Annotated in this window: 23 protein-coding genes; 17 read left to right on the top strand and 6 right to left on the bottom strand. The window is 45.7% G+C overall.

The features are described 5' to 3' along the window. Position 1 precedes the first annotated feature (1 nt). The 10 genes from flgK to EXT46_RS02885 all read left to right on the top strand — a co-directional run bounded on the left by flgK (position 2) and on the right by EXT46_RS02885 (position 11,952). Positions 2 to 2,011 (top strand): flagellar hook-associated protein FlgK, encoded by a 2,010-nt coding sequence (gene flgK, locus EXT46_RS02930; protein WP_130145120.1) that lies wholly within the window; start codon positions 2 to 4, stop codon positions 2,009 to 2,011. Between the two features lie 5 nt (positions 2,012 to 2,016). Further along, positions 2,017 to 3,264: a flagellar hook-associated protein FlgL gene (flgL, locus tag EXT46_RS02925; RefSeq protein WP_130145118.1), complete on the top strand. Its 1,248-nt coding sequence runs from the start codon at positions 2,017 to 2,019 to the stop codon at positions 3,262 to 3,264. A gap of 279 nt (positions 3,265 to 3,543) precedes the next feature. Beyond that, the gene (locus EXT46_RS02920; RefSeq protein WP_130145116.1) at positions 3,544 to 4,548 is read left to right on the top strand and encodes a flagellin; all 1,005 of its coding nucleotides are present in this window, start codon (positions 3,544 to 3,546) and stop codon (positions 4,546 to 4,548) included. A gap of 389 nt (positions 4,549 to 4,937) precedes the next feature. Continuing rightward, on the top strand, positions 4,938 to 5,945 hold the full coding sequence (locus EXT46_RS02915) for a flagellin (protein ID WP_022946272.1): 1,008 nt from the start codon (positions 4,938 to 4,940) through the stop codon (positions 5,943 to 5,945). Positions 5,946 to 6,105: 160 nt separating this feature from the next. After that, positions 6,106 to 7,110, top strand: a complete 1,005-nt coding sequence (locus EXT46_RS02910) for a flagellin (RefSeq protein WP_130145114.1) — start codon at positions 6,106 to 6,108, stop codon at positions 7,108 to 7,110. A gap of 76 nt (positions 7,111 to 7,186) precedes the next feature. After that, positions 7,187 to 7,636 (top strand): flagellar protein FlaG, encoded by a 450-nt coding sequence (locus EXT46_RS02905; protein WP_130145112.1) that lies wholly within the window; start codon positions 7,187 to 7,189, stop codon positions 7,634 to 7,636. 24 nt (positions 7,637 to 7,660) lie between these two features. Then, positions 7,661 to 9,079 (top strand): flagellar filament capping protein FliD, encoded by a 1,419-nt coding sequence (fliD, locus tag EXT46_RS02900; protein ID WP_022944857.1) that lies wholly within the window; start codon positions 7,661 to 7,663, stop codon positions 9,077 to 9,079. Positions 9,080 to 9,090: 11 nt separating this feature from the next. Next, positions 9,091 to 9,513 (top strand): flagellar export chaperone FliS, encoded by a 423-nt coding sequence (gene fliS / locus EXT46_RS02895; RefSeq protein WP_022944856.1) that lies wholly within the window; start codon positions 9,091 to 9,093, stop codon positions 9,511 to 9,513. Continuing rightward, positions 9,506 to 9,790, top strand: a complete 285-nt coding sequence (locus tag EXT46_RS02890) for a hypothetical protein (RefSeq protein ID WP_130145110.1) — start codon at positions 9,506 to 9,508, stop codon at positions 9,788 to 9,790. Before fliS ends, EXT46_RS02890 begins: the two co-directional genes overlap by 8 nt. Positions 9,791 to 9,873: 83 nt before the next feature. Beyond that, a complete protein-coding gene (locus tag EXT46_RS02885; RefSeq protein WP_130145108.1) occupies positions 9,874 to 11,952 on the top strand; it encodes a 6-hydroxymethylpterin diphosphokinase MptE-like protein in 2,079 nt (692 codons plus the stop codon). Between the two features lie 34 nt (positions 11,953 to 11,986). On the opposite strand, the gene pseI is transcribed toward EXT46_RS02885, so the two are convergent. Genes pseI through pseB form a run of 5 tightly spaced genes read right to left on the bottom strand, consistent with a single transcriptional unit; the run spans position 11,987 to position 17,390 of the window. After that, positions 11,987 to 13,048 carry a pseudaminic acid synthase gene (pseI, locus tag EXT46_RS02880; RefSeq protein WP_130145106.1) on the bottom strand — a complete coding sequence of 354 codons (1,062 nt, stop codon included), beginning with the start codon at positions 13,046 to 13,048 and terminating at the stop codon, positions 11,987 to 11,989. Next, a complete protein-coding gene (pseG, locus tag EXT46_RS02875; protein ID WP_130145104.1) occupies positions 13,041 to 14,558 on the bottom strand; it encodes a UDP-2,4-diacetamido-2,4,6-trideoxy-beta-L-altropyranose hydrolase in 1,518 nt (505 codons plus the stop codon). The genes pseI and pseG overlap by 8 nt, the downstream gene beginning before the upstream one ends. Further along, positions 14,555 to 15,232, bottom strand: coding sequence for a pseudaminic acid cytidylyltransferase (gene pseF, locus EXT46_RS02870; RefSeq protein WP_130145102.1), 678 nt, complete (start codon positions 15,230 to 15,232; stop codon positions 14,555 to 14,557). Before pseF ends, pseG begins: the two co-directional genes overlap by 4 nt. Positions 15,233 to 15,249: 17 nt before the next feature. Continuing rightward, a complete protein-coding gene (gene pseC, locus EXT46_RS02865) occupies positions 15,250 to 16,392 on the bottom strand; it encodes a UDP-4-amino-4,6-dideoxy-N-acetyl-beta-L-altrosamine transaminase (RefSeq protein WP_130145100.1) in 1,143 nt (380 codons plus the stop codon). After that, a complete protein-coding gene (gene pseB / locus EXT46_RS02860) occupies positions 16,389 to 17,390 on the bottom strand; it encodes a UDP-N-acetylglucosamine 4,6-dehydratase (inverting) (protein ID WP_130145098.1) in 1,002 nt (333 codons plus the stop codon). Before pseB ends, pseC begins: the two co-directional genes overlap by 4 nt. Positions 17,391 to 17,621: 231 nt before the next feature. On the opposite strand from pseB, the gene EXT46_RS02855 reads away from it, so the two are divergent. Next, positions 17,622 to 18,410 (top strand): flagellin, encoded by a 789-nt coding sequence (locus EXT46_RS02855; protein ID WP_130145097.1) that lies wholly within the window; start codon positions 17,622 to 17,624, stop codon positions 18,408 to 18,410. A gap of 150 nt (positions 18,411 to 18,560) precedes the next feature. Beyond that, entirely contained in the window at positions 18,561 to 19,991 is a 1,431-nt protein-coding gene (locus EXT46_RS02850) for a sigma-54 dependent transcriptional regulator (protein ID WP_130145095.1), read from the top strand. 60 nt (positions 19,992 to 20,051) lie between these two features. Here the strand turns inward: EXT46_RS02850 and EXT46_RS02845 are convergent, their stop codons facing one another. Then, entirely contained in the window at positions 20,052 to 20,627 is a 576-nt protein-coding gene (locus EXT46_RS02845; RefSeq protein WP_053911133.1) for a DNA-3-methyladenine glycosylase I, read from the bottom strand. A gap of 172 nt (positions 20,628 to 20,799) precedes the next feature. Here EXT46_RS02845 and EXT46_RS02840 point away from each other — a divergent pair, with 172 nt between their 5' ends. The 5 genes from EXT46_RS02840 to fliG all read left to right on the top strand — a co-directional run bounded on the left by EXT46_RS02840 (position 20,800) and on the right by fliG (position 26,600). Continuing rightward, on the top strand, positions 20,800 to 21,915 hold the full coding sequence (locus EXT46_RS02840) for an ATP-binding protein (RefSeq protein WP_022944845.1): 1,116 nt from the start codon (positions 20,800 to 20,802) through the stop codon (positions 21,913 to 21,915). After that, entirely contained in the window at positions 21,908 to 23,308 is a 1,401-nt protein-coding gene (locus EXT46_RS02835) for a sigma-54 dependent transcriptional regulator (protein WP_130145093.1), read from the top strand. The genes EXT46_RS02840 and EXT46_RS02835 overlap by 8 nt, the downstream gene beginning before the upstream one ends. A 188-nt stretch (positions 23,309 to 23,496) precedes the next feature. Further along, positions 23,497 to 23,829, top strand: a complete 333-nt coding sequence (gene fliE / locus EXT46_RS02830; RefSeq protein WP_026111098.1) for a flagellar hook-basal body complex protein FliE — start codon at positions 23,497 to 23,499, stop codon at positions 23,827 to 23,829. Positions 23,830 to 23,848: 19 nt separating this feature from the next. After that, positions 23,849 to 25,570 (top strand): flagellar basal-body MS-ring/collar protein FliF, encoded by a 1,722-nt coding sequence (gene fliF / locus EXT46_RS02825; protein WP_022944842.1) that lies wholly within the window; start codon positions 23,849 to 23,851, stop codon positions 25,568 to 25,570. Then, positions 25,563 to 26,600 (top strand): flagellar motor switch protein FliG, encoded by a 1,038-nt coding sequence (gene fliG, locus EXT46_RS02820; RefSeq protein ID WP_022944841.1) that lies wholly within the window; start codon positions 25,563 to 25,565, stop codon positions 26,598 to 26,600. The genes fliF and fliG overlap by 8 nt, the downstream gene beginning before the upstream one ends. Positions 26,601 to 26,602 lie beyond the last annotated feature (2 nt).

Raw genomic sequence — 26,602 nt, 5'->3', positions numbered from 1 at the left:
CATGTCATTTAACCTACTAAACATTGCCAGTTCAGGCATTCGTGCCAATACCGAGCTGCTTAATACTACCAGTAAAAATATTGCCAATATTAATACCGAAGGCTACGTGCGCGAGCGTACAGAGCATGGCACCACCTTCGACAATCAGGTCGGCCGTGGGCAAACCTATCGTTTGCTCAATGAGTTTGCACAACAGCAACTCAATAGAGATACCTCTAATCGCTCCTTCTTTGAGCGCTTTATGGAGGAAGCACAGCGTATTGATAGCCAGTTCTCTGAGGAGTCCAATAGCCTGTCTACGCAAATCAATGGCATGTTTAATAATTTGCAAGAGGCGCTGAATCAGCCCTCTAACAATGTTACCCGCTCGTTGTTCTTCACCAACGCGGAAAACTTTGTTAATCAGATGGATAGGTTGTCAGGGATTGTGTCGCAACAAAAGAGTGTGGTGAATGATCAGCTTGGGATCCTTGCTGATGAAGCCAATGGCTTAATTGAGAAAATTAGTGAGCTGAACAACCAAATTACCGCTGTTCATGGCAAGAAAGATCAAGCTGATGCCAGCTCGGTCTATAACGAGCGCGACAAAGCGATTAAAGATCTTTCAGAGCTAATGAACCTAGAAACACTTGACGGACCTCACGGTGAAAAATTGGTGTTCATGTCCACAGGTGAAGCCTTGGTTATGGAAAATGGTAGCTTTAACTTGTTCTCGTTAAATGGCGACCCAGATCCGAACCTTAAGGAACTTCGCCTTGATGTGACCTCCGGGCAAGCCAATAGCTTAGAGATTGATACCAACAGCTTAAAAGGCGAGATTGGTGGCCTGTTGGCTTATCGAGATGAGGTACTTATACCGGCGCAAAATCAGCTAGGACAAATGGGCTTATCATTAGCCGACGCCTTCAATCAGCAAAACCGCTTGGGGATGGACGCCAACGGTGAAATAGGCGGTGATCTGTTCACTTTGCCCACCGTCAACGGCTTACCATTTGCCGCTAATGCGGGGTCGGGCAATTTGCAGGCTGGTTTAGAGCAGGGAATGGGCAAAGAGATTCCGGCAACGGATTTCCGTGTTACCTTTACTTCGCCAACAACCGTAGAGATAGTGCCCCTTAATAATAAAGGTGAGCCTATCGGTACGCCGTCGACGGCCAACGTAACGGCTGGAGTGATAGACTCAACCACAGTAACAAGTGGCGAGTCTTATGGCTTAGATATTGATGTAACTGGTGCGCCAGCGGCGGGAGATAGCTTTGATATCAAGTTAAATGCCTTTGCAGCCAGTAATGTTGGGTTGGCAACCACGCGGCCAGAAAAGCTGGCATTAGCGTCGCCAATTCGCACCGAAACAGCGTTAAATAATGTCAGTGAAGCGGCAATTTCTCCCGGATCGGTGACTGATATTGCCAACTCAACCGGCATCACTGTGGGCCCGCCGCCAAGCTTAACGAACGGGCCAATCAGCTTGCAAAAAACAGGTAATCCTAACGAGTACACGATTACCGATGGCAATGGCACAACGACTTTTACCATTACACCGCCTGCTGAAAATATGCTCGCTCAAGCAGGAGCACCGTACGCTAACTATGGCTTTGACTTTAATATTGAAGGCAACCCGGCTGCAGGTGATACGTTTAGCCTCGAGTTTAACACCGGGGGTTTTGACGATAACCGTAATGGCCTGGCACTCGCTGGGCTACAAAGCGAAGAGTTAGTGCGAGAAAATGTGCTCAGCAGCGGCAGCGCCGATAATCTCAAAACATTCAACCAGGCATTCGCAGGTATAGTGACTGATATAGGGATTGTAACTAGCCAAGCACAAACCAGTCATGCGGCTTTCTCTGCGTTGGAGGAGCAATCGAACGCTTGGTATGAGTCGATGTCAGGTGTCAATTTAGATGAGGAAGCGGCTAATTTACTGCGCTTTCAACAAAGTTATGCGGCATCAGCGCGTGTGCTCTCTACAGCACAAACGGTGTTTGATAGCCTGCTTAGCTCCGCGAGGTAAGTAATATGCGTTTATCCAATAATCAAATTTATCAAAAAGGCTTAACCAGTATTTTAGAAAACCAGGTTAAGGTTGCCAAAGCACAAGAGCAGATCAATACGCAAAAGCGCGTGTTAACTGCATCCGACGATCCATCTGCGACAACGCGAGCCATGCTATATGGTGATGCTATTGCCAGTAACGAGCAATACACCAAGAACCTTAATTTGCTCAACAGTCGTTTAGAGACAGAAGACAGTGTCCTTAAAAACATTAAAGACTCTATTCAACGTGCTAATACGCTTACCGTACAGGCTGGTAATGGTGCATTAACAGAGCAAGACCGTAAAGGTTTAGCGGAAGAGTTAAAAGCCATCCAGGCTAACTTGCTTGATTTGATGAATGCCAAGTCTGAAGACGGTAAGTTTATCTTCTCTGGTTATCAAGATAACAACCAGAGTTACCAGTTTAATAGTGCAAGTGGGCGTTACGAGTATGGTGGCGACCAAGGCCAACATAAAGTTACGGTTGCCGAAGGGGTGAGCATTAAATCATCAGACAACGGTTTCGATGTTTTTGAAAAAGTACCCACGCGTTTAAATGTTGACAGCAATACAGCAACACCCGGCGGCGGTGTGACTTCGGCAACGGTGTATGTGAACGAACAAAACGCTTTTGACCAATTTCATAAACAAAATTACAACTCAGACCCAGCCGCTGGCGCAACCGCCAATACGATGACGGTAGATATCACGGCCGGTCCTCCTGATAGCTATCAAATACTGCAAGACGGGGCGCCATTAACGCCTGCGGTTACTGGGACCTACACTCCCGGTGAGCCGATTAAGTTTGCCGGTATGGAAATTGATATTCAAGGCGCAGCTCCTGGACAGGCGACCTTCGATTTGGCCCCGCCGGGGCGAGACAACGTGCTTAATACCCTTGAGGATTTGATTAATAACATTACCACCCCGGGTTTGGCTATGCAGGACTACCATCAAGTTCTAGCTGATGGCTTAGTACAGTTGGGCAGCGCTCAAAATCAAGTGTCTCTGACTCAAGCTGGCCTAGGTGGGCGCTTAAATACGGCCGAGCGCATTGAGTTCTCCAATGCCGATGTTGATATTAATAACAAAGAGGCTAAAGCTGATCTTGTTGAAGTGGATATGGCTGAAGCGGTGACTGAGTTAACTCGTCATGAGACTGCACTGCAGGCTTCGCAGGCCACTTTTAACCGCTTGTCGAACTTATCCTTATTTGACTATATCGGTTAGTTGAGGTTGCTATTTGTGGTTGGGGCCGCAAGGCCCTTTTTTATTTTTTGTTCCTATAACTATTCGCTCTTCTCCTGCCTCAAAGTTATCAACTTATAAGTAAAGTTATTAATTTTTATATTTAAATTCATAGTGTTGAAAAAAAGTATAAAAAAATACTAAAGGAAAAAAGTGCTCGCCCGATAACCTAAGTAACTTAGCAAAACGTCAAAAAGCAAGCTTTCGCTTAGTAATTGACAGTTTGAGAGTAAATTCAAAGTTTACTGTGGGAGAAATGACATGGCACTTTATGTAAATACTAACGTAAGTTCACTGAACGCCCAGCGTCAGTTAATGAATTCAGGTAACGAGTTAGATACCTCGTTCAAGCGTTTATCATCAGGTTTTCGTATCAACAGCGCAGCTGACGATGCGGCAGGTCTACAAATTAGTAACCGTTTAGGTTCACAAATCATGGGCCTGAATCAAGGTAACCGAAACGCCAATGATGGTATCTCTTTAGCACAAACTGCTGAAGGTGCGATGGATGAAGTAACTAGCATGTTCCAGCGTGTTCGTACTCTATCGCAACAGGCTGCGAACGGTTCAAACACTGATGAAGACCGTTTAGCACTGCAAGAAGAAATTCGTGCCTTGATGGATGAAGTTAACCGCGTTGCGTCTGACACCACATTCGGTGGTACGAACCTTCTAGATGGTTCTTATGAAGCGAGCTTCCAAGTAGGTGCTGATGCGGTACAAACTATCGGTTTTAGTATGAAGGAAGTAGGCACATCGGCTAATGGTGATAACTCGCTAACAGCAAATGGTGGCTTTACGCTCTCGGGTATTGCAGCGATTGCTTCAGCAGTAACCGGTAAAACGCTTCAAGGTACTAATGGTGTTTTAGATACCGCAGGAGATGTAAGTACCATCTCAGGTATGGACTCTACGGTTACTCTTGCTGATATGCAGTTTAGCGCAGTGTTCGCAGCAGCTTCATCGCTGTCTGTGTCTACTCAAGCGAATGCACAATTAGTGATGGCAGGTATGGACTCGTTGATTGCGGTAGTTGATAAGAAACGAGCCGAGCTCGGTGCAGTACAAAACCGTTTCCAATCAACGATTCGTAACCAAGCGAACATCTCTGAAAACTTGAATGCGGCGAAATCACGTATTAAAGATGCAGACTTTGCTCAAGAGACCGCTAACCTAACTAAGAACCAGATCTTGCAACAGGCAAGTCAGACCATTCTTAGCCAGGCAAATCAGCGTCCACAGGCAGCATTAAGTCTTCTTGGATAGGTAAAATGAAAAGCGCCCTTGCTGATGGGGTATTAGCAAGGGCGCAAAGTTGGATTTTAAAGCGGAAGCTAATTGCTAAAAAAATCCCAAAGTTGGGCAGGGTGCTACATCCCTCCCAACTTCATTCAGTATAAGCAGCTATTATGCCAAAAAGTATAACAATTTTTTGGCAGTCGATTTCACTCTCAAACACAAGGGCCGTTACGGCCCTTTTTTCATATTGGCCCACTTATTGCTCACTTACTTTTATACGCGGCTAGCGCGGGTTTTTAACGGCAAATAATTGCCAAGCCCCCTCTGAAAGCGGCGTAAAGGATCCGCCCTAGTGTGGAAACAATTCGCCGCAAGCAGCGGTTAATAACCTAATTGAGAGTGAAAGAGAGGCTATTATGGCTTTATATGTAAATACCAACGTCAGTGCGCTTAATGCACAGCGTCAGTTAATGAACTCTGGTAATGAGTTAGATACCTCGTTCAAACGCTTGTCTTCTGGCTTGCGTATCAACAGTGCTGCCGATGATGCGGCAGGTTTACAGATTTCTGACCGTTTGCAGTCACAAATCCTCGGTTTAAACCAAGGTAACCGAAATGCCAATGATGGTATCTCCTTAGCGCAAACCGCTGAAGGTGCGATGGACGAGGTGACATCCATGTTCCAGCGTATGAGAACACTTGCTCAACAAGCAGCGAACGGCTCTAACACTGACGAAGATAGGCTTGCTATTCAAGAAGAAATTCGCCAGCTATCTGCGGAGGTTAACCGCGTTGCTTCTGATACTACCTTTGGTGGCCAAAATTTACTTGATGGTAGTTATGAGGCTAGTTTCCAAGTGGGAGCGGATGCCGTGCAAGTAATTGGTTTCAGTATGAAAGAGGTAGGAAGTTCGGCCGCAGGTAATAACTCATTGATGTCTAACGGTGGTTTTACTCTATCGGGGATCGCGCTAGTTGCTTCGGCTGTTGCTAACAAAACTCTTCAAGGTACCAATGGTGTATTAGACACAGCAGCTGATGTGAGTACGTTATCAGGTATGGACTCCACCATTACTACCGCTGATATGCAATTTAGTGCGGTATTTGCTGCAGCCACATCTATTTCTGTATCTACGCAAGCAAATGCGCAGTTGGTCATGGCAGGGATGGATTCGCTTATTGCTGTTGTAGATAAAAAACGGGCGGAATTAGGTGCGGTACAAAACCGTTTCCAAGCGACCATTCGCAACCAAGCAAATATTTCTGAGAACTTAAGTGCTGCAAAATCACGTATCAAAGATGCAGACTTCGCTATGGAAACTGCGAAACTGACCAAGAACCAAATCTTGCAGCAGGCAAGTCAGACGATTCTTGGTCAAGCGAACCAGCGTCCGCAGGCAGCGCTGAGCTTGCTGCAAGGATAAGTTGATACTTTATTCGTATTTTTAAAAAAGTTATTAAAGCCTTCGTTTAATCTGTCGATAACAGAGCTAGAGAACTGTAACTCTAGTTCTTATCGTGAATCTAAGCTGAATAGGGGTATTTCGCTTAGGTTCATAAAATTAAGATAAAGCGGAGGCTAATATGGCTTTATATGTAAATACGAACGTTAGCTCGCTCAATGCGCAGCGTCAGTTAATGAATTCGGGTAATGAGCTTGATACATCTTTCAAGCGCTTGTCTTCTGGTTTTCGGATCAACAGCGCGTCGGACGATGCAGCGGGTTTGCAAATCTCAAACCGTTTGACAGGCCAAGTAAATGGTCTTACCCAAGGTAACCGAAATGCCAATGATGGTATCTCTTTAGCACAAACTGCTGAAGGTGCGATGGATGAAGTAACTAGCATGTTCCAGCGTGTTCGTACATTAGCGCAACAGGCTGCGAACGGTTCAAACACTGATGAAGACCGTTTAGCACTACAAGAAGAAATCCGTGCTTTGATGGAAGAAACTAACCGAGTTGCTTCCGATACCACGTTTGGTGGGCAAAATCTTCTTGATGGTTCTTATGAAGCGAGCTTCCAAGTAGGTGCTGATGCGGTGCAAACCATCGGTTTCAGTATGAAGGAAGTAGGCACATCGGCTAATGGTGATAACTCGCTAACAGCAAATGGTGGCTTTACGCTCTCGGGTATTGCAGCGATTGCTTCAGCGGTAACCGGTAAAACGCTTCAAGGTACAAATGGTGTTTTAGATACCGCAGGGGATGTAAGTACCATCTCAGGTATGGACTCTACGGTTACTCTTGCTGATATGCAGTTTAGCGCAGTGTTCGCAGCAGCTTCATCGCTGTCTGTATCTACTCAAGCGAATGCACAATTAGTGATGGCAGGTATGGACTCGTTGATTGCGGTAGTTGATAAGAAACGAGCCGAGCTCGGTGCAGTACAGAACCGTTTCCAATCAACGATTCGTAACCAAGCGAATATCTCGGAAAATTTAAGTGCTGCACGTTCGCGTATTAAAGATACCGACTTTGCTGCTGAGACAGCCGCACTGACTAAAAACCAAATCTTGCAACAGGCAAGTCAGTCAATTCTAAGCCAAGCGAACCAGCGTCCTCAGGTCGCTCTATCGCTACTTGGCTAATTGATAGAGTTGGGCCATAACTGACCATTAGTCGGTTATGGCTTATACTTCTACTATGTGAAGTTGGAGAGAACTCATGGCTGAAATAAATCTTAGTCAAGATACGGCAAGTATTTTGCAAAGTAACGTGACGAAAAATCAAAATAAGGCGTCTGAACAAACGGTTCAGAAACCTGATTTAGCGCCCCAGTCACAGGTGCAGGCTGAAGAGTCATCAACCAGTGACGTGCCGCGTGAACAATCGCAATCAGTTGCAGAGCAGTTATTTGAACAGCAGCAAAAGCAAAGTGAAGAGCTACGTGAAAGTTTAGAAAAATTAAATGAATTTGTTCCAATTAGATCAACTAATTTGATTTTTGAATTTGACGAGCTTGGCGACCCACCCGTTGTAAAGGTTGTGGATCGTGAAAGTGAGGAGGTTATTCGGGAAATCCCTCCGAAAGAGTTCCGCGACATAGCTAAAGCTTTAGAAGAATTTGCCGATAAACTTGATAATCGCGGTGTATTCTTTGACCAATCTGCGTAACGAAAACAGAATTAGGAGGTTTTTATGCCATTAATCACACAGGCGGGCATTGGCTCGGGTCTCGACCTCGAGAGCATTATCAGTGCGTCTATAGAGGCTGAAAATGTTCCTAAAATGCAGAAGTTCATCCAAAAAGACGAGCGCCTTCAAGTTGAACTATCTTCTATTGGTGCCGTTAAGTCAGCATTGTCTAAGTTAAAAGACACCATGGAGAAACTGAGTGATCCTGATAACTTCAACAAGCGATTAGCTGATATTTCACAGCCCCCTAGTGGCGATATTATCTCGGTTAGCCCTTCAAGTGACATAACACCAGGTAACTTTGATGTGCAGGTTCAGCAGCTTGCTCAAGGCAGCCGTGCCATGTCAGCGGCCAATGCTTTTGCTGACAATACGGCCGTAGTCAGTGCATCCGGTGGTACGTTGAGCTTCGGAGCTGGTGACAAAAGCTTTGATGTAACCTTGGATGCTGGAGCCACGCTATCAGATTTACGTGACGCTATTAACGATTCAGACACGAACTTTGGCGTAACTGCAAACATTATCAACACGGGTAGTGAAGCTAAATTAGTGCTGACTTCAAACGAAACTGGATCGGGTAATGATCTTGTTATTACCAATGACAATGCCGAACTTGACGCTGTCTCAACGGTCGCTAATGGTGGCGGTGCAGGAGGCATGAGCATTGCGGCGGGAGACGAAGCGACAGACGCTAAAATCACCGTAGATGGTATCGAGATTGTTAACGACAGCAATGTGTTTAAAGATGCCGTGCAAGGCATGACTATCACCGCTAAGCAGGTAAGTGAGGCCGGAGAAAGTGCAGGCATTAATGTAAGCGTTGATAGAGAAAGCGTCAGTAAGCTAGTAAACAAATTTATTGAAGATTATAACAACTTAGTTGGCACCATCGCCTATCACACAAGCTACGATGAGACACGTCAAGTAGGGTTGCGCGGTGATGCAACAATGCGCTCCTTGGGTGACCAACTCGTTAGTACACTATCAAGTGAGCTGACCGATGCAGGGCCATTTACCAGTATATTTGATATTGGTTTGGGTGTAGATGACAAAGGCTATTTAGAAAAGTCCAGCTTAGTTCGCAGCTTGGATGAAGCTATGGATACCAATTATGATGATATTGGCAAGGCTTTTGCAGGTGAAAACGGTGTGGCAAAGAAGCTTGACGAATTGCTTGGGTCGTTTGTTGATTCGGGTGGCATTCTAAAAACCCGCGAAGAAGACATTAATAATCAGATTGATGATCTGGAAGAAGATGTAATAGACCATCAGTATAGAATGGACGAGTTGGAAAAGCGTCTACGCAAGCAATACTCCAATCTAGATGTTTTATTGGCACAAATGAGTTCGACTCAGCAATACCTAGGCGCTCAATTAGCCAGTTTACCGGGCTTCGGTGGCGGCAAATCATCATCTCAGTAAGGCTATGAATTATGTATAATGCAAAAGTTAAAAACTACCAAAAAGAAGCACTTAAAACTCGTTTAGCAGGCGCTGACCGGTATGAAGTTATTCAGATACTTATGGCTGGCGCCGTAGAGAAAATGGTTCATGCAAAAGTGGCCATAGAGCATAAAAACTTTGAAGCAAAAGCTGAACATTTAGGTAAAGCCTCTTCGATTATCGAAGCGCTGCGTGGGTGTTTGGATTTTGAAGTCGGCGGGGAAGTGACTGAAAACTTATACGCTCTTTATTCATACATGCTTGATCAGTTAATCGATGCTAGCGTGGAAAATAACGTTGATAAAGTGGACGAGGTTATCACTCTACTCAAAGAAATAAAGTCTGCTTGGGATAGTATTCCCGTGGATGTGAGAGAACAAACCTTAAGTACGAAAGAGGCTCAGCTTGGCTAAGGTCATTACTATTCAAGAGCAATTAACTTCACTAGAGGAAAAGCTATCCTCTGGTGATTACGCCGATGGGGCTGAATTATATCAGCAGATAGACAAGCAAATACGTGCGCTATCGAAACAGGAAATAATAGACAACCAACAAGCACTGTCGGCTATTCACACCAAGCTTCTCAATCTAGCTCAAGAAATTAATACCGCTCGTGACAAGACAAGAAAAGACTTGTCAAACTTTACGACCAATCAAAATAAACTCAAAGCCTACGAAATCCCCCGTTAAATATTGAATCCTAAGATATAAATTGGTACGTAGTTTGCTAAACTGATCGCAAAGGTACTTAATTTTATTTGTCGGATTGCTTCATGACACAAGATAAGAATGCTCCCATAGAAGACTTGCTGCGAGAAGCAGAGGAAAAGCTAGAAACAGCGCGAGATGTAACACAACGAGAAGCCATATTTGCAGAAGAGGCGAACCTGCGCTTCGCCAAAAATTTGTCAGCTTTTGAGAAATACTATCCAGACCTTTATCAAGCAATTATCGACTTTGAGCCGAGGCCAGATTTTTGCCTGCATGTCACTCGCTCTGGCCATGCTAATTTTTACATGAAAGATCAAGTGATGCCATTATACGGCGATGATCCCTTGGCCCAAGCAAAAGCTCAGGTAAAAAGGTACACCGAACAACCTTATTTTGGGAAGACAGCATACAGAGGGCGTTTAGCCGAAGCTGATGAGCGTATTCACATGCAATATATGTGTAAGCTATATAACAAGTTGCATGACATCTCCGAGAAAGACAAAGCGGTATTGAAGGCGTTACCCGAGAGCTATCCAACTTGCTTAATGTTTGGTTTGGGGCTGGGTTACCATCTTCCTGTTCTTCTGGAAGATCACCAATTTGATTACCTCTTTATTTGCGAGCCTGAAATCGAGCTGTTTTACGCCAGCTTATTTTGTATTGATTGGGACAAGATTATCAGGGATATAGATAAAAGAGATGGGTGTTTGTTTCTTTATATCGGTGTAGAAGTTGATGATTTTTTTAAAGGCCTTAAAGGAACGGCTCAAGACATTGGCGCTTTCTCATTAATTAATAGTTATTGCTACCAACACTATCCATCTGAGCGTATAAATACTGCGATTAAGGGGTTCTTTGAGCGTTATTATGAGCTTCAAGAAGGGTTTGGGTTCTACAACGATGCGACGACTGGGTTAGCGCATGCGATGGATAATATAGAATCCAATATTCCTTTTTTCTTCCAGTCAGACTCCTCGACGCAGGAAATTCAAGATATTCCTGTTTTTGTAGTTGGGAACGGTCCTTCATTAGATGAAGCCCTGCCAATTCTGAAGAAATATCAAGATCGTGTGATTATCCTAGCGGCCGGTACTGCACTTCAATCATTGTTGAAAGCGGGAATAACCCCCGACTTTCATGTGCTAGTGGAACGTCCGAAAAATACTTACGATGTACTCGTTGATGTCATGCCAGAAGAAGGTTACAGCAACTTAAACCTATTGATGGTTGATGTTATGTACCCTGAAGTTCCTGATTTATATGGTTGGACAGGAATGGGACTTAAAGGTCCTGAAGCGTCGAGTGTGATGATTCAAAGTCAAACACAAAAAAAGTATGGAATTTTAATGAACAGCCTTCCTAACGCTGGTCCATTGGTTTCTAATACGGCGTTCTCTTTCGCCAGTATGTTTGGTTTTAATACAACTTACTTTGCTGGAGTTGACAATGGCTATGTCGCTCAAGGAGTGAGCCACTCTAAACTCAGTATTTATCGCGATGATAAGCTCAAAGGTAAGTACAAAGCACATGAAAACCCAAGGCATGAAATAGAGGGTAACTTCGGAGAAAAAATTAAAGCGACGAATTTGCTGTTAACCTCTAAAGATATGCTAGAAGGGTTGATAGCTCATTATCCGAATCGTCAATATTATAATATTGGTTCTGGCGCAAAAATAAATGGAGCAGCGCCGTTGCGAGCAGAGGATGTATGGCTAGAGGACTGCCCCGTACTTGATAAAGCAAGTGTCCAATCCAAGATCAAATCTGGGTTTTTCAAGCAAGTCGAATTATCAACAGATGACCAAGCTGTGGATATAGCTGAATTTGAATCTCTGTGCCATTATTTAATCGAAATCGGTGAGCGAGAGTTTTCTACTCGAGCTGAGGCTGCGGCTATTCTCAAGGCACAGCAACGGCTTATTTATGCTTACAGAAAGTCTGCGCATCCGCACTTTTTCCATGTTTTTAAAGGAACTATGTTGTACATGCATTGCCCTTTAATTACGTTGCTTTATCAATATGAAGATGAAGAGAAGAATATGGAGTACTTTCAGCAGGCATTCTCAATTTGGCACGAATTTCTAGTCACAATAAAAAGCGACTTTAAAACGGCTTGGCGGGAGCGGTGTGAAGGCTTTTAACTAGTAGATAGTGTAGGGTCAAGCCCTACACTATCTACTCTGTAGAGAAAAGCTCCCAGCTTAGTGGTGTGCCTCTTTCTATATCTTGTAATGCAGTTCGACCTATAACCTCTTTATAGTGCTTGGGCGCTATACCATAGCCAGGACGAATACTACGTACGTTTTCCGCAGTGATTTTCTCACCTTGTTTGATGTCTCTCACGACATACAAAGAGCGGCGGAAAATCGTATTACCCTTTTCACTTTCTTTGCGCTGATAATTTACATGGCCAAGCGCTTGCCATGCAACATCACTGTCTTTGACCAGTTGCGCTAACTCTGGTTCTTCTAAAGAAAAGCTATCATCCGGTCCGCCACCATTGCGATCGAGCGTTACATGTTTTTCGATTAAGCACGCACCTAAAGCAACAGAGGTAATGGCGGTGGTATTGTCGATAGTGTGGTCAGAGAGGCCTGTTAGTACATTAAAACGTTGCGCCATGTCGGCTAAGGTGGCTAGGTTATAATCTTGCGCTGGGGCTGGGTAACCACTGACGCAATGAAGTACGACTAGGTCTTTACAGCCAGCTTTTTGCGCCGCTTCAATAGCCTCTTTTATTTCTTGCTCGTTGGCCATACCGGTTGAAATAATCATCGGTTTGCCTGTTTTCGCGACATATTCTATTAACGGAATATCGATGGCTTCGAATGAAGCAATCTTATAGGCGGGTGCGTCTAACTCTTCAAGCAAATCCACGGCGGTAAAGTCGAAGGGAGAGCTAAAAATTGTGATTCCTAGTTCTTTAGCTTTAGCGAATAAGGGTTTATGCCATTCCCAAGGTAAATGCGCCTGCTCATATAGGTCATAAAGTGTTTTTCCGTCCCACAGCCCACCATTAATAGTGAATTCTGGATTATCACTTTTCATGGTAATAGTATCGGCGCGGTAAGTTTGAATTTTAACAGCATCTGCACCGCAGCGCTTTGCCATCTCTATTATTCTAAAGGCGTTCTCAATGTCACCGTTATGATTTGCTGACATCTCTGCGATAATATACGGCTTGTGATGCAGCCCTATACTTTTCCCGTCTATAACTACTTCTTTATGACTACTCATAGCTGTTCTTTGCCTCTAAGATGAAAAGTTCACGCTCTCTTTGTATGTATCCTGCTTTTGTAAACAGCTTTTGTGATGCTTTATTTTCGCTTTTGACCGTAGCCTCAATCGTCTTATCGCTGTGCCTCGTGGCCACTTCATTCAATGCCGCATATCCGATACCAAGACCGTAGTATTGCGGATCAATGAGTATCGAGATAATAACGCGATTGTCTCCTGCATTATCAAGGCGAACCATACCTACGCTGTGTTCTTGCTCTTCAAAATACGTGGTTATGATATACATATAGTCGCACGCACTGCTAAGCTTTCTCTTCATCCATTGCTGGTGTTCTTCCCAGCTAGGCGCTCGTGGTGTCAGTGCGTAGCGGCGGGTCTGTGGTAGTTGCTGCCAATTAAAAACAAGATTTATATCCGCACTTGTGGCTGGCCGCAGTTGTATCTGTCCTTTTGAATTGCAGGGCATTCTTTGTATTTCATCCACAACCCTAAACAGCCCTAATCCATCACACATTGACATCGCAGCCAGGCGCTTTTGCATGTAGTTTTGCATAAGGCGTCGTAAGCACACTGTGAGTTTATCCAGTTCATCTAAAGTAACGACCTCTATTGCTTCATTGTCTCTCAATCCATCGAGGTTACCAGTCTGGTTATCCGCCACGGGAACAAGGATACTGGGTATCCCTAGCGATAAACGCTCCAGTGCTGAAACGCCGGGTGCACCGATAGCGAGAGTATGCGCACCGATGAGTTCTGCCATAGCATTGCTGTGGGTAATCAGTGTTAGTTTCTCGTAGTTTTGGCTTAGGGCCTGGACGCTCTTGAAACTTGGAGTATTTTCACCAAGCAGCACAGTTATCGGCAACTCGGTGTTTTGTTTAAGTAAGGCGCGAACGATTAAACTAGTGCAACCATGAACATCTCCACCGCCCATAAATAGCAGTAAACGGTGCTCGGGGTCTTGAACTGGTTGGGTATTTAACTTTTCTCTTAGCGATACAAATTCCGGCGCCAATAAAGCGTAATCACTGCCGACAAGCAGTTTTGTGTGACTGTGATCCACTTTATAGAGATCAGACGATCTATTTGGAGTTGTGTCTATCACCAAGGCGGCATGATGCTCTCTCGCTAAATCGTCAATCGCGACTACCTGGCAACCTAAACGACGGACCACGTCAAGCTCCCAAGGTTTGCAGAGGGCGTAATGATCAACCACGACTAGGTCGCAGTCTTGCACCAACATTGAAAATGCAAGCGCATCCTCTGCTTGCGTCACGCCCAACCAGGACTTGTAGTCATCCGCTTTTGCTTGGTAGCCATCAGGTAAAGGTAGTAAGTCGACCTGATAGCCTCGAGATTGCAGTAATTGAACCTTATTCCCTGGTAGATCGCGTGAGAAAAAGCATACCTTATGGCCATTGTCAGTGAGGCCATCAGCCAGCCTCAGGCAGCGCATTAAGTGACCACTGCCGATTATTAACGAGGAGTCGACGCGAATAGCAATATTCATGACGTTGCATACTTATATAGCGCTTCTGCGAAATCCCAATCCCGTTGTGTATCAATATCCTGAACGCGTAATTTAGGAAGCACTATTGGGCGGCTTTGCGGTGAAAATATGGCGGTGCCAGCAGCAAATGTCGACTTCTTCCCCCAATAAAATTGTCCCGCATCATGATAAACAGTGGGAAGATCTTGCGAGCGAGTATTTTGGTGTTCAGGCATCAGCAAGCTTAACTCCCCATCCAGGGTAAAGCCACGCTGCACCGGAAAGTCAAACTCAGTTGCAGAGAAAGTATAAGTAGGGTTGTCGCTCGTTAGCACCTTGAGCCCCTTCTGTATGTCTTCTGGACGAAGCAGTGGTGCTGTCGCGTAGATGCAGCAAACAGCGTCAAATTCGTATTGCTGGTCTAACTGTGCAATTGCGTGCTGAATAACCGCGAGAGTGGGGCTAAAGTCATCGGCGAGCTGCTTTGGACGCATGAAGGGTACACTCGCTCCATAGCGTTTAGCAACTGTTGCGACTTCCTCGTCATCGGTAGAAACGATTACATGGTCAAAACAACCACTGGCGAGAGCTGTCTCTATTGAATAAGCAATCAGTGGTTTACCGAGAAACGGCTTAATATTTTTTCTTGGGATTCTTTTACTACCGCCGCGAGCCGGGATGAGTGCAATATTCAAAAGGAGCTCCAACCAACCTAATTACTATTTAATACGTTAAGGAGTTTATTAATAATTGTATCTTGCTCATGTTCTGATAAAGACGGGTATAAAGGTAAAGTGAGACAAGACGCGTAATAATTTTCTGTTTGCTCTAAAGAAAAAGAAGGGCCATTGAATGAGGACTTATAAAAGGGTTGTTTGTAGACTGGTACATAATGTATCTGAACACCTATACCCTCGGCTTTAAGTGTATTAAAAATCCTCAGACGTTGCTTTGGCGGTACTTTAACTACGTAAATGTGATAACTGCATAGATTGTGTTCTGACACCGTCAGTGGCTGTACACTCGAGGCGGTAAAAGTCTCATTATAGCGCGTTGCTAACATATTTCGCCGCTCTACCCAGCTATCTAATTGTTGCAACTGTGACTGTCCTAATGCTGCGCAAATATCCGGCATGCGGTAGTTGTAACCCAAATCCGTTTGTGAATAGCTCCAGGGTTCCTCAGCAGACAAAGGCGTCCGCTCGATACCGTGAGAAGCATAACTGCGCATTCTATGTGCTAATTCCTCGTTATTGGTAACGGCCATCCCGCCCTCTGCCGTGGTGATCATTTTCACCGGATGAAAACTAAAAACAGTAATATCGCTGTAGCGACAACAACCGATTTTACTGCGTTTGTAACTCCCTCCAAGTGCATGGGAGGCATCTTCGATGACATGGAATTTAAACTTTTTGGCAAGGCGATTCACTTCTTCCATATCGCAACTTTGGCCTGCAAAGTGAACGGGAATTAATACCTTAGGTAAGTGCCCGGTAAGTTCGGCTTGTTCAAGCTTAGTCTCGAGGCTCGAGATACAAAGGTTCCCTGTTGAGGCATCAATATCCACAAAGTCGACAACGGCACCGCACATACGAGCACAATTGGCGGAAGCGACAAAGGTGTTAGCGACAGTCCAAACTTGATCACCTGGTGCCACGCCAAGTGCTAGGCAAGCGATGTGCAGAGCTGAAGTGGCACTATTAACGGCCACCCCATAGTTTGCACCTGTATAGTCGCTTAGTGCTTGTTCAAAAAGAGTGACCGCCGGGCCCTGTGTGAGGAAGTCAGAGCGAAGCGCATTAACAACTGCGTCAATATCCACATCACTGATACTTTGACGCCCGTATGACCTCATAGCATAGCCTTTTTGTTGAATTCGGTGATTTCCTCAGGCGTGAGGTAATGCTCGTTGTTGAATGAGTTGTACTCAAATCCATACTCAACAGCGCTACCTCGCTCGCCTAAAGCGTTAATCGTGAAGTCGTTGCTACGACTAAAAAACTTGATACCTGGGGCGATGACGAAATGATCATCATACTCATAGGTGTCTAAGCTTAGCTCAGCAGGGCACATCACTTCATGTATTTTTTCACCAGGTCTGATGCCAACCACTTTCTGTTCTAAACTCGGTGCCATAGCCGTAGCGAGATCCGTGATCTTAATTGAGGGGATCTTCGGCACAAATATTTCGCCGCCTTGCATGCGCTCAAAATTTTTCAGCACAAAGTCAACGCCTTGTTGCAGGCTTATCCAAAAGCGGGTCATCTCTTCATGAGTGATGGGGATGTGGTCATATCCTTGGTCAATGAACTTTTGAAAGACTGGAACAACCGACCCTCGCGAACACACGACATTGCCATAACGCACCACAGAAAATAGGGTCTTGTGACCACCGGATATATTATTTGCAGCGACAAAAAGTTTATCGGAAGCTAATTTAGTCGCACCGTATAAGTTAATTGGACTCGCTGCTTTATCTGTAGACAATGCTATGACTTTTTCTACATCGTTATCCAATGCCGCATCAATCACATTCTCGGCACCGTTAATATTGGTTTTAATGCACTCCATTGGGTTGTATTCTGCTGCAGGCACTTGTTTGAGTGCTGCGGCATGGATTACAAAGTCGACGCCTCGCATCGCCTTGCGCAGCCGTTCTTTGTCTCGCACATCGCCGATAAAATAACGCATGCAGGGCGCATCGTACTCTTGCTGCATCTCGAATTGTTTCAGCTCATCGCGTGAGTAGATGATGATTTTCTTGGGCTTATAGTGCTTTAATAAGGTACCTACATACTTTTTACCAAAAGATCCGGTACCACCTGTGATTAGAATTGACTTGTTGTCGAACATAAACCAAACCCGCCGTAGGTTAGATAATAAGCTAATAGTTAACGTTAATTTGACGCTCTGTCTATACTCTAGCGCATGAAGCAGTAATTATGCCAATAAAGTCATGGTGATACAGGTATAGAATGGCAAATGCGTTGCGGTAGCCTAACAAAAACGCAATGTAACAACAGTGACAACAAGCTGAGAACTCCTATAATTAAGTATTAAGTTACTTACTCTTTGGAGCCTAGTATGAAAATTAACTCGCAAAATTCAGAACAGCAGCTGCAGTCAACGTTATCGAGTATTCGTAACCAAGATCAGCAACTCGCTACAGGTAAGCGCGTTAATTCTGCGGCTGATGATGCAGCAGCGCTTCAAATTATTGACCGCTTAACGGCGCAGCAAAATGGTTTTACACAGGCCAGCCGTAATGCCTATGACGGTATTTCCTATGCGCAAGTGAGTGAGTCAGCATTGAGTAACGTCAATGATTCTGTTGGCCGTATTCGCGAGCTATCCATACAAGCTGGTAATGGTGCACTTTCCGATAGCGACCGCCAGGCTTTGCAAGAAGAGGTCGTGCAACTGCAAAGCGAAATTACCAACACGTTAGAGCAAAGCAGTTTTGCCGGGAAGCCGTTATTTGATGGCCAAAGTGTCAGCTTCCAAATTGGCGCTGATGCGAATCAAACAAACGCCCTTAAACAGCCTAATAGCGACTTCCTTAGTGCCGTAAATGCTATTGACATCAGCACTCAAGCAGGCGCTAATTCAGCGTTAGATGTGACTGAGCAAGCCGCAGAGCAGGTGAACGAGCAGCGAGCGCAGCTGGGCGCTTTCGAGAATAGCCTAAGCAGTCAAATTCGTTCGCTTGGTGAGCAAAACGAGAATGTTGCAGCAAGTCAAAGCCGCATTGCTGACACCGACTATGCAAAAGCGGTGAGCGAGCGCACCAGTAATGACATCCTTAACCAAGCATCTATCGCGCTGCGCGGCCAAGCTAACCAAAACGCCGCCGCAATTTTAGGACTGCTGTAATGGTGGTTCACTATGCGCTGAATCAAACAAAACTAGGAAAAGCGTCTGATTTTTGGCATTAACGTCAAAAACATGCCGCTTTTCCTTGAATCCTCCCTGAACTGCAATACAATCTAGAGTTATAACAATCGCTTAGTATTTGGCGGCGCGATGATCCTGATTCTAGATGACAATACGACTCGAGCCCAAGGGTTGAGCTCAGCACTAACCTTTGTGGGTGAGGCTAATGAACTGACCACCTCAGGTGATTTGTGTGCAAATATTGATAAGCACCACGAACCCATTATTGTGCTCGGGGCACTCAATAACGGCGAACATCAGCAATTAATTAAAGCGCATCCAGAGTTACCATTTTTGTTAATTGGTGAAACGTTAAAACCCTTATTAGATATCGCTAACGTCATTGGCCTTATAACCGAGCCTTTTCACCATGATGTAACCACCCAATTGCTCCATGACTGTCAGCAGTATGCGCGCATGAAGCCCACCCAAAGTGCGCACAATCCTAAAGCCTTCAATGGCTTAGTGGGGGATACCGAAGCCGTCAATCATGTTCGCTTTTTGATCTCTCAGGTGGCGAAAACGGAAGCAAATGTGCTCATTCTTGGAGAGTCGGGCACGGGTAAAGAAGTGGTGGCTCGTAACGTACACCTTCTTTCGGGACGCAGTTCAGGCCCATTTGTGCCGGTAAACTGTGGCGCTATCCCCGGCGAATTATTAGAAAGCGAATTGTTTGGCCATGAAAAAGGCGCATTTACTGGCGCCATATCAGCGCGTAAGGGGCGCTTCGAGTTGGCTCAAGGTGGTACCTTGTTCTTGGATGAAATCGGCGATATGCCATTGCAAATGCAGGTTAAGTTACTGCGTGTATTGCAAGAGCGCACTTACGAGCGAGTGGGTGGTACCAAAGCCATTCAAGCCGACGTTCGAGTCATCGCAGCGACACACCGAAACCTAGAGCAAATGATTGAAGCGGGAGATTTCCGTGAGGATCTATACTACCGCTTGAACGTTTTCCCCATCGAGAACCCGGCGTTGCGTGAACGTGGCGATGATATTGGCTTATTGCTCAAAGAGCTGACTAAGCGAACAGCCCAGCAAAGCGGTCAAAGCGTTAAGTTTACCGATCGTGCCATTGAAAGTTTAAAAGGCCATACGTGGCCCGGAAATATTCGTGAGCTCGGTAATCTTGTCGAACGCATGGTGATTATGTTTCCGGATCAAGTGGTTGATGTACCAGACTTACCGAAGAAGTATCAGCATCTCGATGTTGAAGCATTTGTTCCAGAGTACCCCGAAGAGCTATTAGAGCGCCAAGCCCTGAATGATATTTTCGGTGAAGGCTTTGTTGATGATGATGAGCAACTACCTGCTGAGCATGAATCTGCAGCGGACAATATTGGGGTGCTGCCTGATGATGGAGTCAACCTCAAAGAGCACCTTGCAGAGTTAGAGGTGAGTCTTATCACGCAAGCGCTTGAGCGCTATGACTATGTTGTTGCCCGTGCTGCTGAGGTGCTGGGAGTGCGTCGCACCACCTTAGTTGAGAAAATGAAGAAATATAATCTCAACCGCGATTAGCTTTGCCGCAGTAACACAAGCGGTGCCAGCGCCCCTTAAGCGGTTAACTCAGGTTCCAAGCTAATACAAAGCAATCACTTGCTCTTTGCGAAAGCATTGGTTGTGGTGGTCGTTAACCATGCCACAAGCCTGCATATGAGCGTATACTGTAGTGGATCCTAAAAATTTAAAGCCACGCTTTTTCAAATCTTTGGCAAAAATATCGGATTGTTCACTGGTTGCTAGGTAATCTTCAGGACTCGCGATGCTATTGACGCGCGGTCTGTCATTCACAAATTGCCATTGATACGCGCTAAAGCTACCAAACTGATGTTGAATCTCAATAAAGCGTTGGGCGTTATTAATAGCGGCATTAATTTTTAACTTATTGCGCACAATACCGGCATCATTGAGCAAGCGCGTGATGTCTTCGCCATCAAAAGCGGCGACAGTGTGAATATCAAAGTCAGCAAAAGCACGGCGGTAGTTGTCTCGTTTTTTTAAAATGGTATACCAGCTCAAACCAGCTTGTGCCGATTCGAGAGTAATAAACTCGAATAAGCGTTGATCATCATAAACAGGCACACCCCATTCATCGTCATGGTAGGCAACGTAATCGGGCTTGCTCAAGTCCACCCAGGCGCAGCGAATACACATAAAAACTCCTTGTAGAAAGCGTTATCAACTAATGTATCAGGTAACTGTGTTTTTATACAGTGTCATTTTTTTGATAGCAAAAAAATAATGTAACTTAATGAATATTAAATAAAATAAAGTTGGTACGTTTTGTGCTTTTGTGGATTAGACCTTGTGTTTAAGAGTGAAAATCATGGCATTAGCGAGCGTTATCAACCCACAAATCCTTCATCATGGGCAGTTTAGTCCGGCATTAGCGCAAGAAGCTTACGTTGGAGAGCTGAGCGACTTACGGCTACAAGCCAGCTGGCTGAGTCATTTAGTCGATACCATGCCTGCGGGTGTGGTGGTGCTTGATGGACAGGGAATGATAGCCAAAGCCAATCAAATTGCCAGTGATATGTTAGGCGAGCCGCTCGAAGGCGAGAAGTGGTTCGCGGTGATCCAGCGCTCATTCCGCCCGCAACAGGATGATGGCCATGAAGTGTCGTTGCGCGATGGACGGCGTATAAAACTAGAAATTCGCGCGCTTACGCCCGAGCCCGGGCAGCTTATTTTAATGACCGATTTAACGGAAACGCGTCGTTTGCAATCAAGAGTGGCGCACATGCAACGTTTAAGCGCGCTTGGCAAAATGGTCGCTACTTTAGCGCATCAAGTGCGTACACCGCTCTCGGCAGCCATGTTATATGGGGCCAATCTGGGTTCGTCGCGACTGAATAATCAATCGCGTGCCCACTGTCACGACAAACTGATGTCGCGTTTGAAAGATTTAGAAAACCAAGTGAATGATATGCTGTTGTTTGCCAAAAGTGGTGAGCAGCAAGTCGTTGAGCCGATGTCATTAGGGCAGTTACTCAATGATGTAAATTCTGGCAGTGAAGCCATGCTCAGCGAGCATGAAGCGCATCTACAAGTCCAGCTTCCTGAGCCCGATATTGAAGTCATGGGCAATCGTACAGCGTTGGCCAGTGCCATCAATAACCTGGTGCACAATAGCTTACAGGTGATAGGCAGTGGTGCGCATATTAAGATGCAGGCACGTCGTCAACGCACGAACAGTGATTATGTCGATATCATCATTAGCGATAATGGCCCAGGGATCAACGAAGAAATTATTGACAAAATTTTTGAGCCTTTTTTTACCACTAAGCGTCAGGGCACAGGTTTAGGCCTAGCTGTGGTTGCCTCAGTGGTGAATGCCCATAAGGGGCAAATAAAAGTAGAGAACCTTCAAAACGGTGGCGCGCAATTTACGCTAACGCTTCCTGTTTTGCACAGCAATACCCAGGAGCAGAGCAATGAATAACTATGTACTTGTTGTCGAGGATGACAAGGGGTTACGCGAAGCCCTAATCGATACATTAACACTGTCAGATATTCGCTGCATCGCAGCAAAAAGTGGTGAAGAAGCAATCATGATGCTAAAAGAGCATAATGTTGCTTTAGTGGTCAGTGATGTGCAGATGCCCGGTATTAATGGCATTGAATTACTAAAAAGCATCAAGCTTAACTACCCAGACATGCCGGTATTAATGATGACGGCCTATGCCACTATTGATGACGCGGTCGAAGCCATGCGTTTGGGCGCCATCGACTATATGGCAAAGCCATTCGCCCCCGAGGTCTTACTGAATTTAGTGAGTCGTTATTTACCTAATGAGACGGCTAGCCAAAGTGGCCCAGTGGTTGCCGATGCCAAAAGTTTGGCGCTACTTGATTTAGCCAATAAAGTGGCTGACAGTGACGCGAGTGTTATGGTGATGGGCCCAAGTGGGAGTGGTAAAGAGGTATTGGCGCGCTATATTCACGACCAATCGCCACGCAAAGAGGCGCCATTTATCGCTATCAATTGTGCAGCCATTCCCGAAAATATGCTTGAATCGACTTTGTTCGGTTACGAGAAAGGCGCGTTCACCGGGGCTGTGAACGCCTGCCCAGGTAAATTTGAGCAAGCACAAAATGGCACCATTTTACTTGATGAAATTACCGAGATGGATTTAGGCCTACAAGCGAAATTGCTACGTGTATTGCAAGAGCGTGAGGTCGAGCGCTTAGGGAGTCGCAAAACCATCGAGCTCAACGTGCGGGTGTTGGCTACTTCAAACCGTGATCTCAAAGAAGCGGTCAGAGCCGGTATATTCCGGGAAGACTTATATTATCGCCTCAACGTGTTCCCGCTGACCTGGTTGCCGCTCAATCAGCGCCCCGGGGATATAATTCCACTGGCTGAACATTTATTAGAGCGTCATTGCCAAGCTAGCAAACAAGCGACTGCTTCGCTCAGTGCCGATGCCAAAGAGCGCTTAATGGCGCATACTTGGCCGGGAAATGTGCGTGAGCTTGATAATGTTATTCAGCGTGCGCTGATCTTAAAATCCGGTGACGAGGTGCACGCCAGCGCCATTTATATCGAAGAGTTCGTCTCTGATGATGAAGTTGAGCTCAATGCGCATCAAGACATGCCCGCTGCGCTCAATCAACACTACGATGAATTGCCAGTGGCATCACCCCAAGGTGTAGACCAAGCCCATAACTTTAAAGATGAGCTTAAAAACAAAGAGCACAAAATAATTCTCGATACCTTAGCGCGCTTCAACGGGAAACGTAAGGATGTTGCTGATGCCTTAGGGATCAGCCCGCGTACCTTGCGCTACAAAATAGCGCAAATGCGCGAGCAGGGGATCCACCTTCCTGCATAGTCTCGTCATAGTGCTCTATTTCAGCCCGGGATATGCTCGGGCTTTCTTGTGGGCGTCAAAAATATAGCTTATCTAATTCTTCAGTGTCAAAATTAAAAGCGCAATAACTCTTTGTTAAATAACAATATTTTATTGGCACGACTTGTGCATTATTCAGGGTAAGTTTAATTAACTGAGTGATGCCCAAGATGAAAGTCCAAGCCAACTCATTATTTCAAGAAATGCAGTCGCTCGCGCAAGAAGCGCAAGCTCGTAACCCATTGAAAGAGGCACAAAACCAAGTGCCGCAAACATCGACCAGCCAATTTGGTGAGCTACTAAGTAGCGCAATCGATAATGTTCATAACCTACAGCAAGATGCTAAATCGAAAGTGGTTGCTGTGGAGATGGGTGATCGCCGCGTTTCTCTTGCCGAAGCAATGATCGCATCGCAAAAATCCTCTGTCGCATTTGAGGCCACTGTGCAGGTTCGTAACAAGCTAGTGGAAGCCTACAAAGACATTATGAACATGCCTGTATAACGGATAGCGGAGAACAGTTGTGGCACAAGCAAACCAATCAACAGATTTAGCCCTTGCCGATGGCGGTGTTGACATGAACACCGACTCCTCGGGTGAACAGCAAGAACAAAAGTCTGGCTATTTAAGCGCCCTCAATGGCGTGGATATGCTTCGACAGGTGACGCTGATCATCGCTTTGGCTATTTGCTTGGCCATCGCTATTTTTATCATTATTTGGGCGCGTCAGCCTGATATGCGCCCGTTAGGCAAAATGCCTACCGAGGAATTGATTCAGACCTTGGATTTCTTGGACGCGCAAAAAATCGATTATGAACTCGATGGCAACGTGATCATGGTTGCCGAAGATGCCTATCAAGATATAAAACTAAATATGGCCCGAGAGGGGCTTACTCAAGGCCCGCAATCGGGTACCGATATCTTGATGCAAGACATGGGGTTTGGCGTATCACAGCGTCTTGAACGTGAACGTCTCAAGCATTCTCGCGAGCAGCAGCTTGCGCGTACTATTGAAGAACTTAATAAAGTATCGCGCGCCAAAGTGTTACTGGCTATTCCTAAAGAAAACGTATTTGCTCGTATTGAGAAGAAGCCTTCAGCCACGGTTGTTGCTACGGTTAAACGCGGCCGAAACCTCAACAGTGAAGAAATAGACTCTATCGTCGATATTGTCGCCTCGGCCGTACAAGGACTGTCTCCTGAACGAGTCACGGTGACCGATCAAAATGGTCGTCTGCTTAACTCCGGTTCACAAAATTCGTTATCGGCGCGCTCACGTAAAGAGTATGAGATTGAGCGTCAACGAGAGCAGGAATATATAGAAAAAATTGATAGCATCATGATCCCGGTGGTCGGACTGGGTAACTATACTGCGCAGGTCGACTTGGTCATGGATTTCAGCGCAGTAGAAGAGACTCAAAAGCGCTACAACCCAGATTTGCCAGCGGTTCGCAGTGAAACCACATTAGAAGAGAATAACATTGGTGGCTTAGCGGTCGGTATTCCTGGCGCCTTAACAAATCAACCGCCAGTGAACTCTAACATTCCAGAGAATGCGTTGGACGAGCAAAGTGCGCAAACTCGCTCACCGTCGCGCAGCCACAAAGAAGCGACCCGTAATTATGAGCTTGATACCACTATTTCTCACAAACGTAAGCAGACTGGGGTGATCCGTCGTATCAGTGTTTCCGTGGCTGTGGATTACACACAAACGGCTGGTGCGGATGGGCAAACCACCAGTGCACCGCGCAGTGCCGAGGAGCTCAACAATATTCGTCGCCTATTACAAGGAGGCGTGGGTTTCGACATGCAGCGTGGTGATGCCTTAGAAGTCGTGAGTGTCCCCTTTGTACGTGAAGATCTGGGCGCGGTTGCTGAACTGCCACTGTGGGAGCAAAATTGGTTTATGAAGATAGTGCGTTTAGCACTGGGCGCATTAGTGATAATCGTGTTGATCATTGCCGTGGTTCGCCCCATGCTTAAACGACTTATCTACCCAGATGATACACTGGAAGAATACAATGAAGATGCGTTGAGTTCGGGTGTGGATATCGGTGATAGTACATTAGAGATGCTAAACAAAGATTTCGACTCGGCAGCGGTGGGCTTCTCCTCCGACGGGACACTGCAGTTGCCAGACTTACATGGTGATGAAGATCTCCTAAAAGCGGTTCGCGCCTTGGTTGCCAATGAGCCTGAACTATCCTCGCAAGTAGTTAAAGCATGGTTGAGTGAAGATGACTGAAGAACAACAGCAACTAACTAGCGGCTTCGATGTTGATAAACTCGAAGGCGTAGAGAAAGCAGCAATTCTGCTACTGAGCTTGTCTGAAGAGGATGCCGCGCAAATTCTTAAACACCTTGAGCCCAAACAAGTGCAAAAGGTGGGGATGACCATGGCCGCGCTTGATGACCTTAGTCAGGATAAGATCAGCGCCGTGCACAACCTATTTATTGAGCAAATTCAGCAGTTCAGCACCATTGGCTTCCAATCAGAAGACTTTATTAAGAAAGCTCTGACAGCCGCATTAGGTGAAGATAAAGCGGCAAGCCTGATTGACCAAATTGTGATGGGCTCAGGTGCAAAAGGTCTTGATTCGTTAAAATGGATGGACTCCAAACAGGTGGCGAACATTATTCGCAACGAGCACCCGCAGATTCAAACCATCGTTTTATCTTACCTGGAGCCAGAGCAAAGTGCAGAAATTCTGGCCCAGTTCCCAGAGAAAGTACGTTTGGATTTAACCATGCGGATTGCCAATCTCGAAGAGGTGCAGCCAGCAGCGTTGCAAGAGCTCAACGAGATTATGGAGAAGCAGTTTGCAGGTCAAGCTGGGGCACAAGCTGCGAAGATGGGCGGCCTGAAAGCGGCGGCCGATATCATGAACTACCTCGATACCAATGTCGAAGGCCAGTTAATGGACTCTATTCGCGAGCACGACGAAGAAATGTCGCAGCAAATTCAAGATCTTATGTTCGTCTTCGAGAACCTTATGGATGTCGATGACCGAGGCATTCAGGCTATTCTACGCGAAGTACAGCAAGATGTGCTGATGAAGGCAATCAAAGGTGCCGATGACGGACTGAAAGAGAAAATCTTCACCAATATGTCCAAACGTGCAGCCGATATGCTGCGTGATGACCTTGAAGCCATGGGTCCTGTGCGTATCAGCGAAGTGGAAGCGGCGCAAAAAGAGATTCTCTCTACGGCGCGACGCTTATCCGACTCCGGTGAAATTATGCTTGGTAGTGGTGGTGGCGAGGAGTTCCTCTAAGC

The organism is Pseudoalteromonas sp. CO325X (assembly GCF_004208955.1).
Lineage (GTDB): Bacteria > Pseudomonadota > Gammaproteobacteria > Enterobacterales > Alteromonadaceae > Pseudoalteromonas > Pseudoalteromonas ruthenica.
The sequence above is the reverse complement of the archived record's forward strand: the minus strand, read 5'-3'. Positions and strand labels throughout refer to the sequence as shown.

Excerpts from the sequence above, each read along its gene's own strand:
- flgK (WP_130145120.1), top strand. The coding sequence starts at position 2 with ATGTCATTTAACCTACTAAACATTGCCAGTTCAGGCATTCGTGCCAAT.
- flgL (WP_130145118.1), top strand. The coding sequence starts at position 2,017 with ATGCGTTTATCCAATAATCAAATTTATCAAAAAGGCTTAACCAGTATT.
- EXT46_RS02920 (WP_130145116.1), top strand. The coding sequence starts at position 3,544 with ATGGCACTTTATGTAAATACTAACGTAAGTTCACTGAACGCCCAGCGT.
- EXT46_RS02915 (WP_022946272.1), top strand. The coding sequence starts at position 4,938 with ATGGCTTTATATGTAAATACCAACGTCAGTGCGCTTAATGCACAGCGT.
- EXT46_RS02910 (WP_130145114.1), top strand. The coding sequence starts at position 6,106 with ATGGCTTTATATGTAAATACGAACGTTAGCTCGCTCAATGCGCAGCGT.
- EXT46_RS02905 (WP_130145112.1), top strand. The coding sequence starts at position 7,187 with ATGGCTGAAATAAATCTTAGTCAAGATACGGCAAGTATTTTGCAAAGT.
- fliD (WP_022944857.1), top strand. The coding sequence starts at position 7,661 with ATGCCATTAATCACACAGGCGGGCATTGGCTCGGGTCTCGACCTCGAG.
- fliS (WP_022944856.1), top strand. The coding sequence starts at position 9,091 with ATGTATAATGCAAAAGTTAAAAACTACCAAAAAGAAGCACTTAAAACT.
- EXT46_RS02885 (WP_130145108.1), top strand. The coding sequence starts at position 9,874 with ATGACACAAGATAAGAATGCTCCCATAGAAGACTTGCTGCGAGAAGCA.
- pseI (WP_130145106.1), bottom strand. The coding sequence starts at position 13,048 with ATGAGTAGTCATAAAGAAGTAGTTATAGACGGGAAAAGTATAGGGCTG.
- pseG (WP_130145104.1), bottom strand. The coding sequence starts at position 14,558 with ATGAATATTGCTATTCGCGTCGACTCCTCGTTAATAATCGGCAGTGGT.
- pseC (WP_130145100.1), bottom strand. The coding sequence starts at position 16,392 with ATGAGGTCATACGGGCGTCAAAGTATCAGTGATGTGGATATTGACGCA.
- pseB (WP_130145098.1), bottom strand. The coding sequence starts at position 17,390 with ATGTTCGACAACAAGTCAATTCTAATCACAGGTGGTACCGGATCTTTT.
- EXT46_RS02855 (WP_130145097.1), top strand. The coding sequence starts at position 17,622 with ATGAAAATTAACTCGCAAAATTCAGAACAGCAGCTGCAGTCAACGTTA.
- EXT46_RS02850 (WP_130145095.1), top strand. The coding sequence starts at position 18,561 with ATGATCCTGATTCTAGATGACAATACGACTCGAGCCCAAGGGTTGAGC.
- EXT46_RS02845 (WP_053911133.1), bottom strand. The coding sequence starts at position 20,627 with ATGTGTATTCGCTGCGCCTGGGTGGACTTGAGCAAGCCCGATTACGTT.
- EXT46_RS02840 (WP_022944845.1), top strand. The coding sequence starts at position 20,800 with ATGGCATTAGCGAGCGTTATCAACCCACAAATCCTTCATCATGGGCAG.
- EXT46_RS02835 (WP_130145093.1), top strand. The coding sequence starts at position 21,908 with ATGAATAACTATGTACTTGTTGTCGAGGATGACAAGGGGTTACGCGAA.
- fliE (WP_026111098.1), top strand. The coding sequence starts at position 23,497 with ATGAAAGTCCAAGCCAACTCATTATTTCAAGAAATGCAGTCGCTCGCG.
- fliG (WP_022944841.1), top strand. The coding sequence starts at position 25,563 with ATGACTGAAGAACAACAGCAACTAACTAGCGGCTTCGATGTTGATAAA.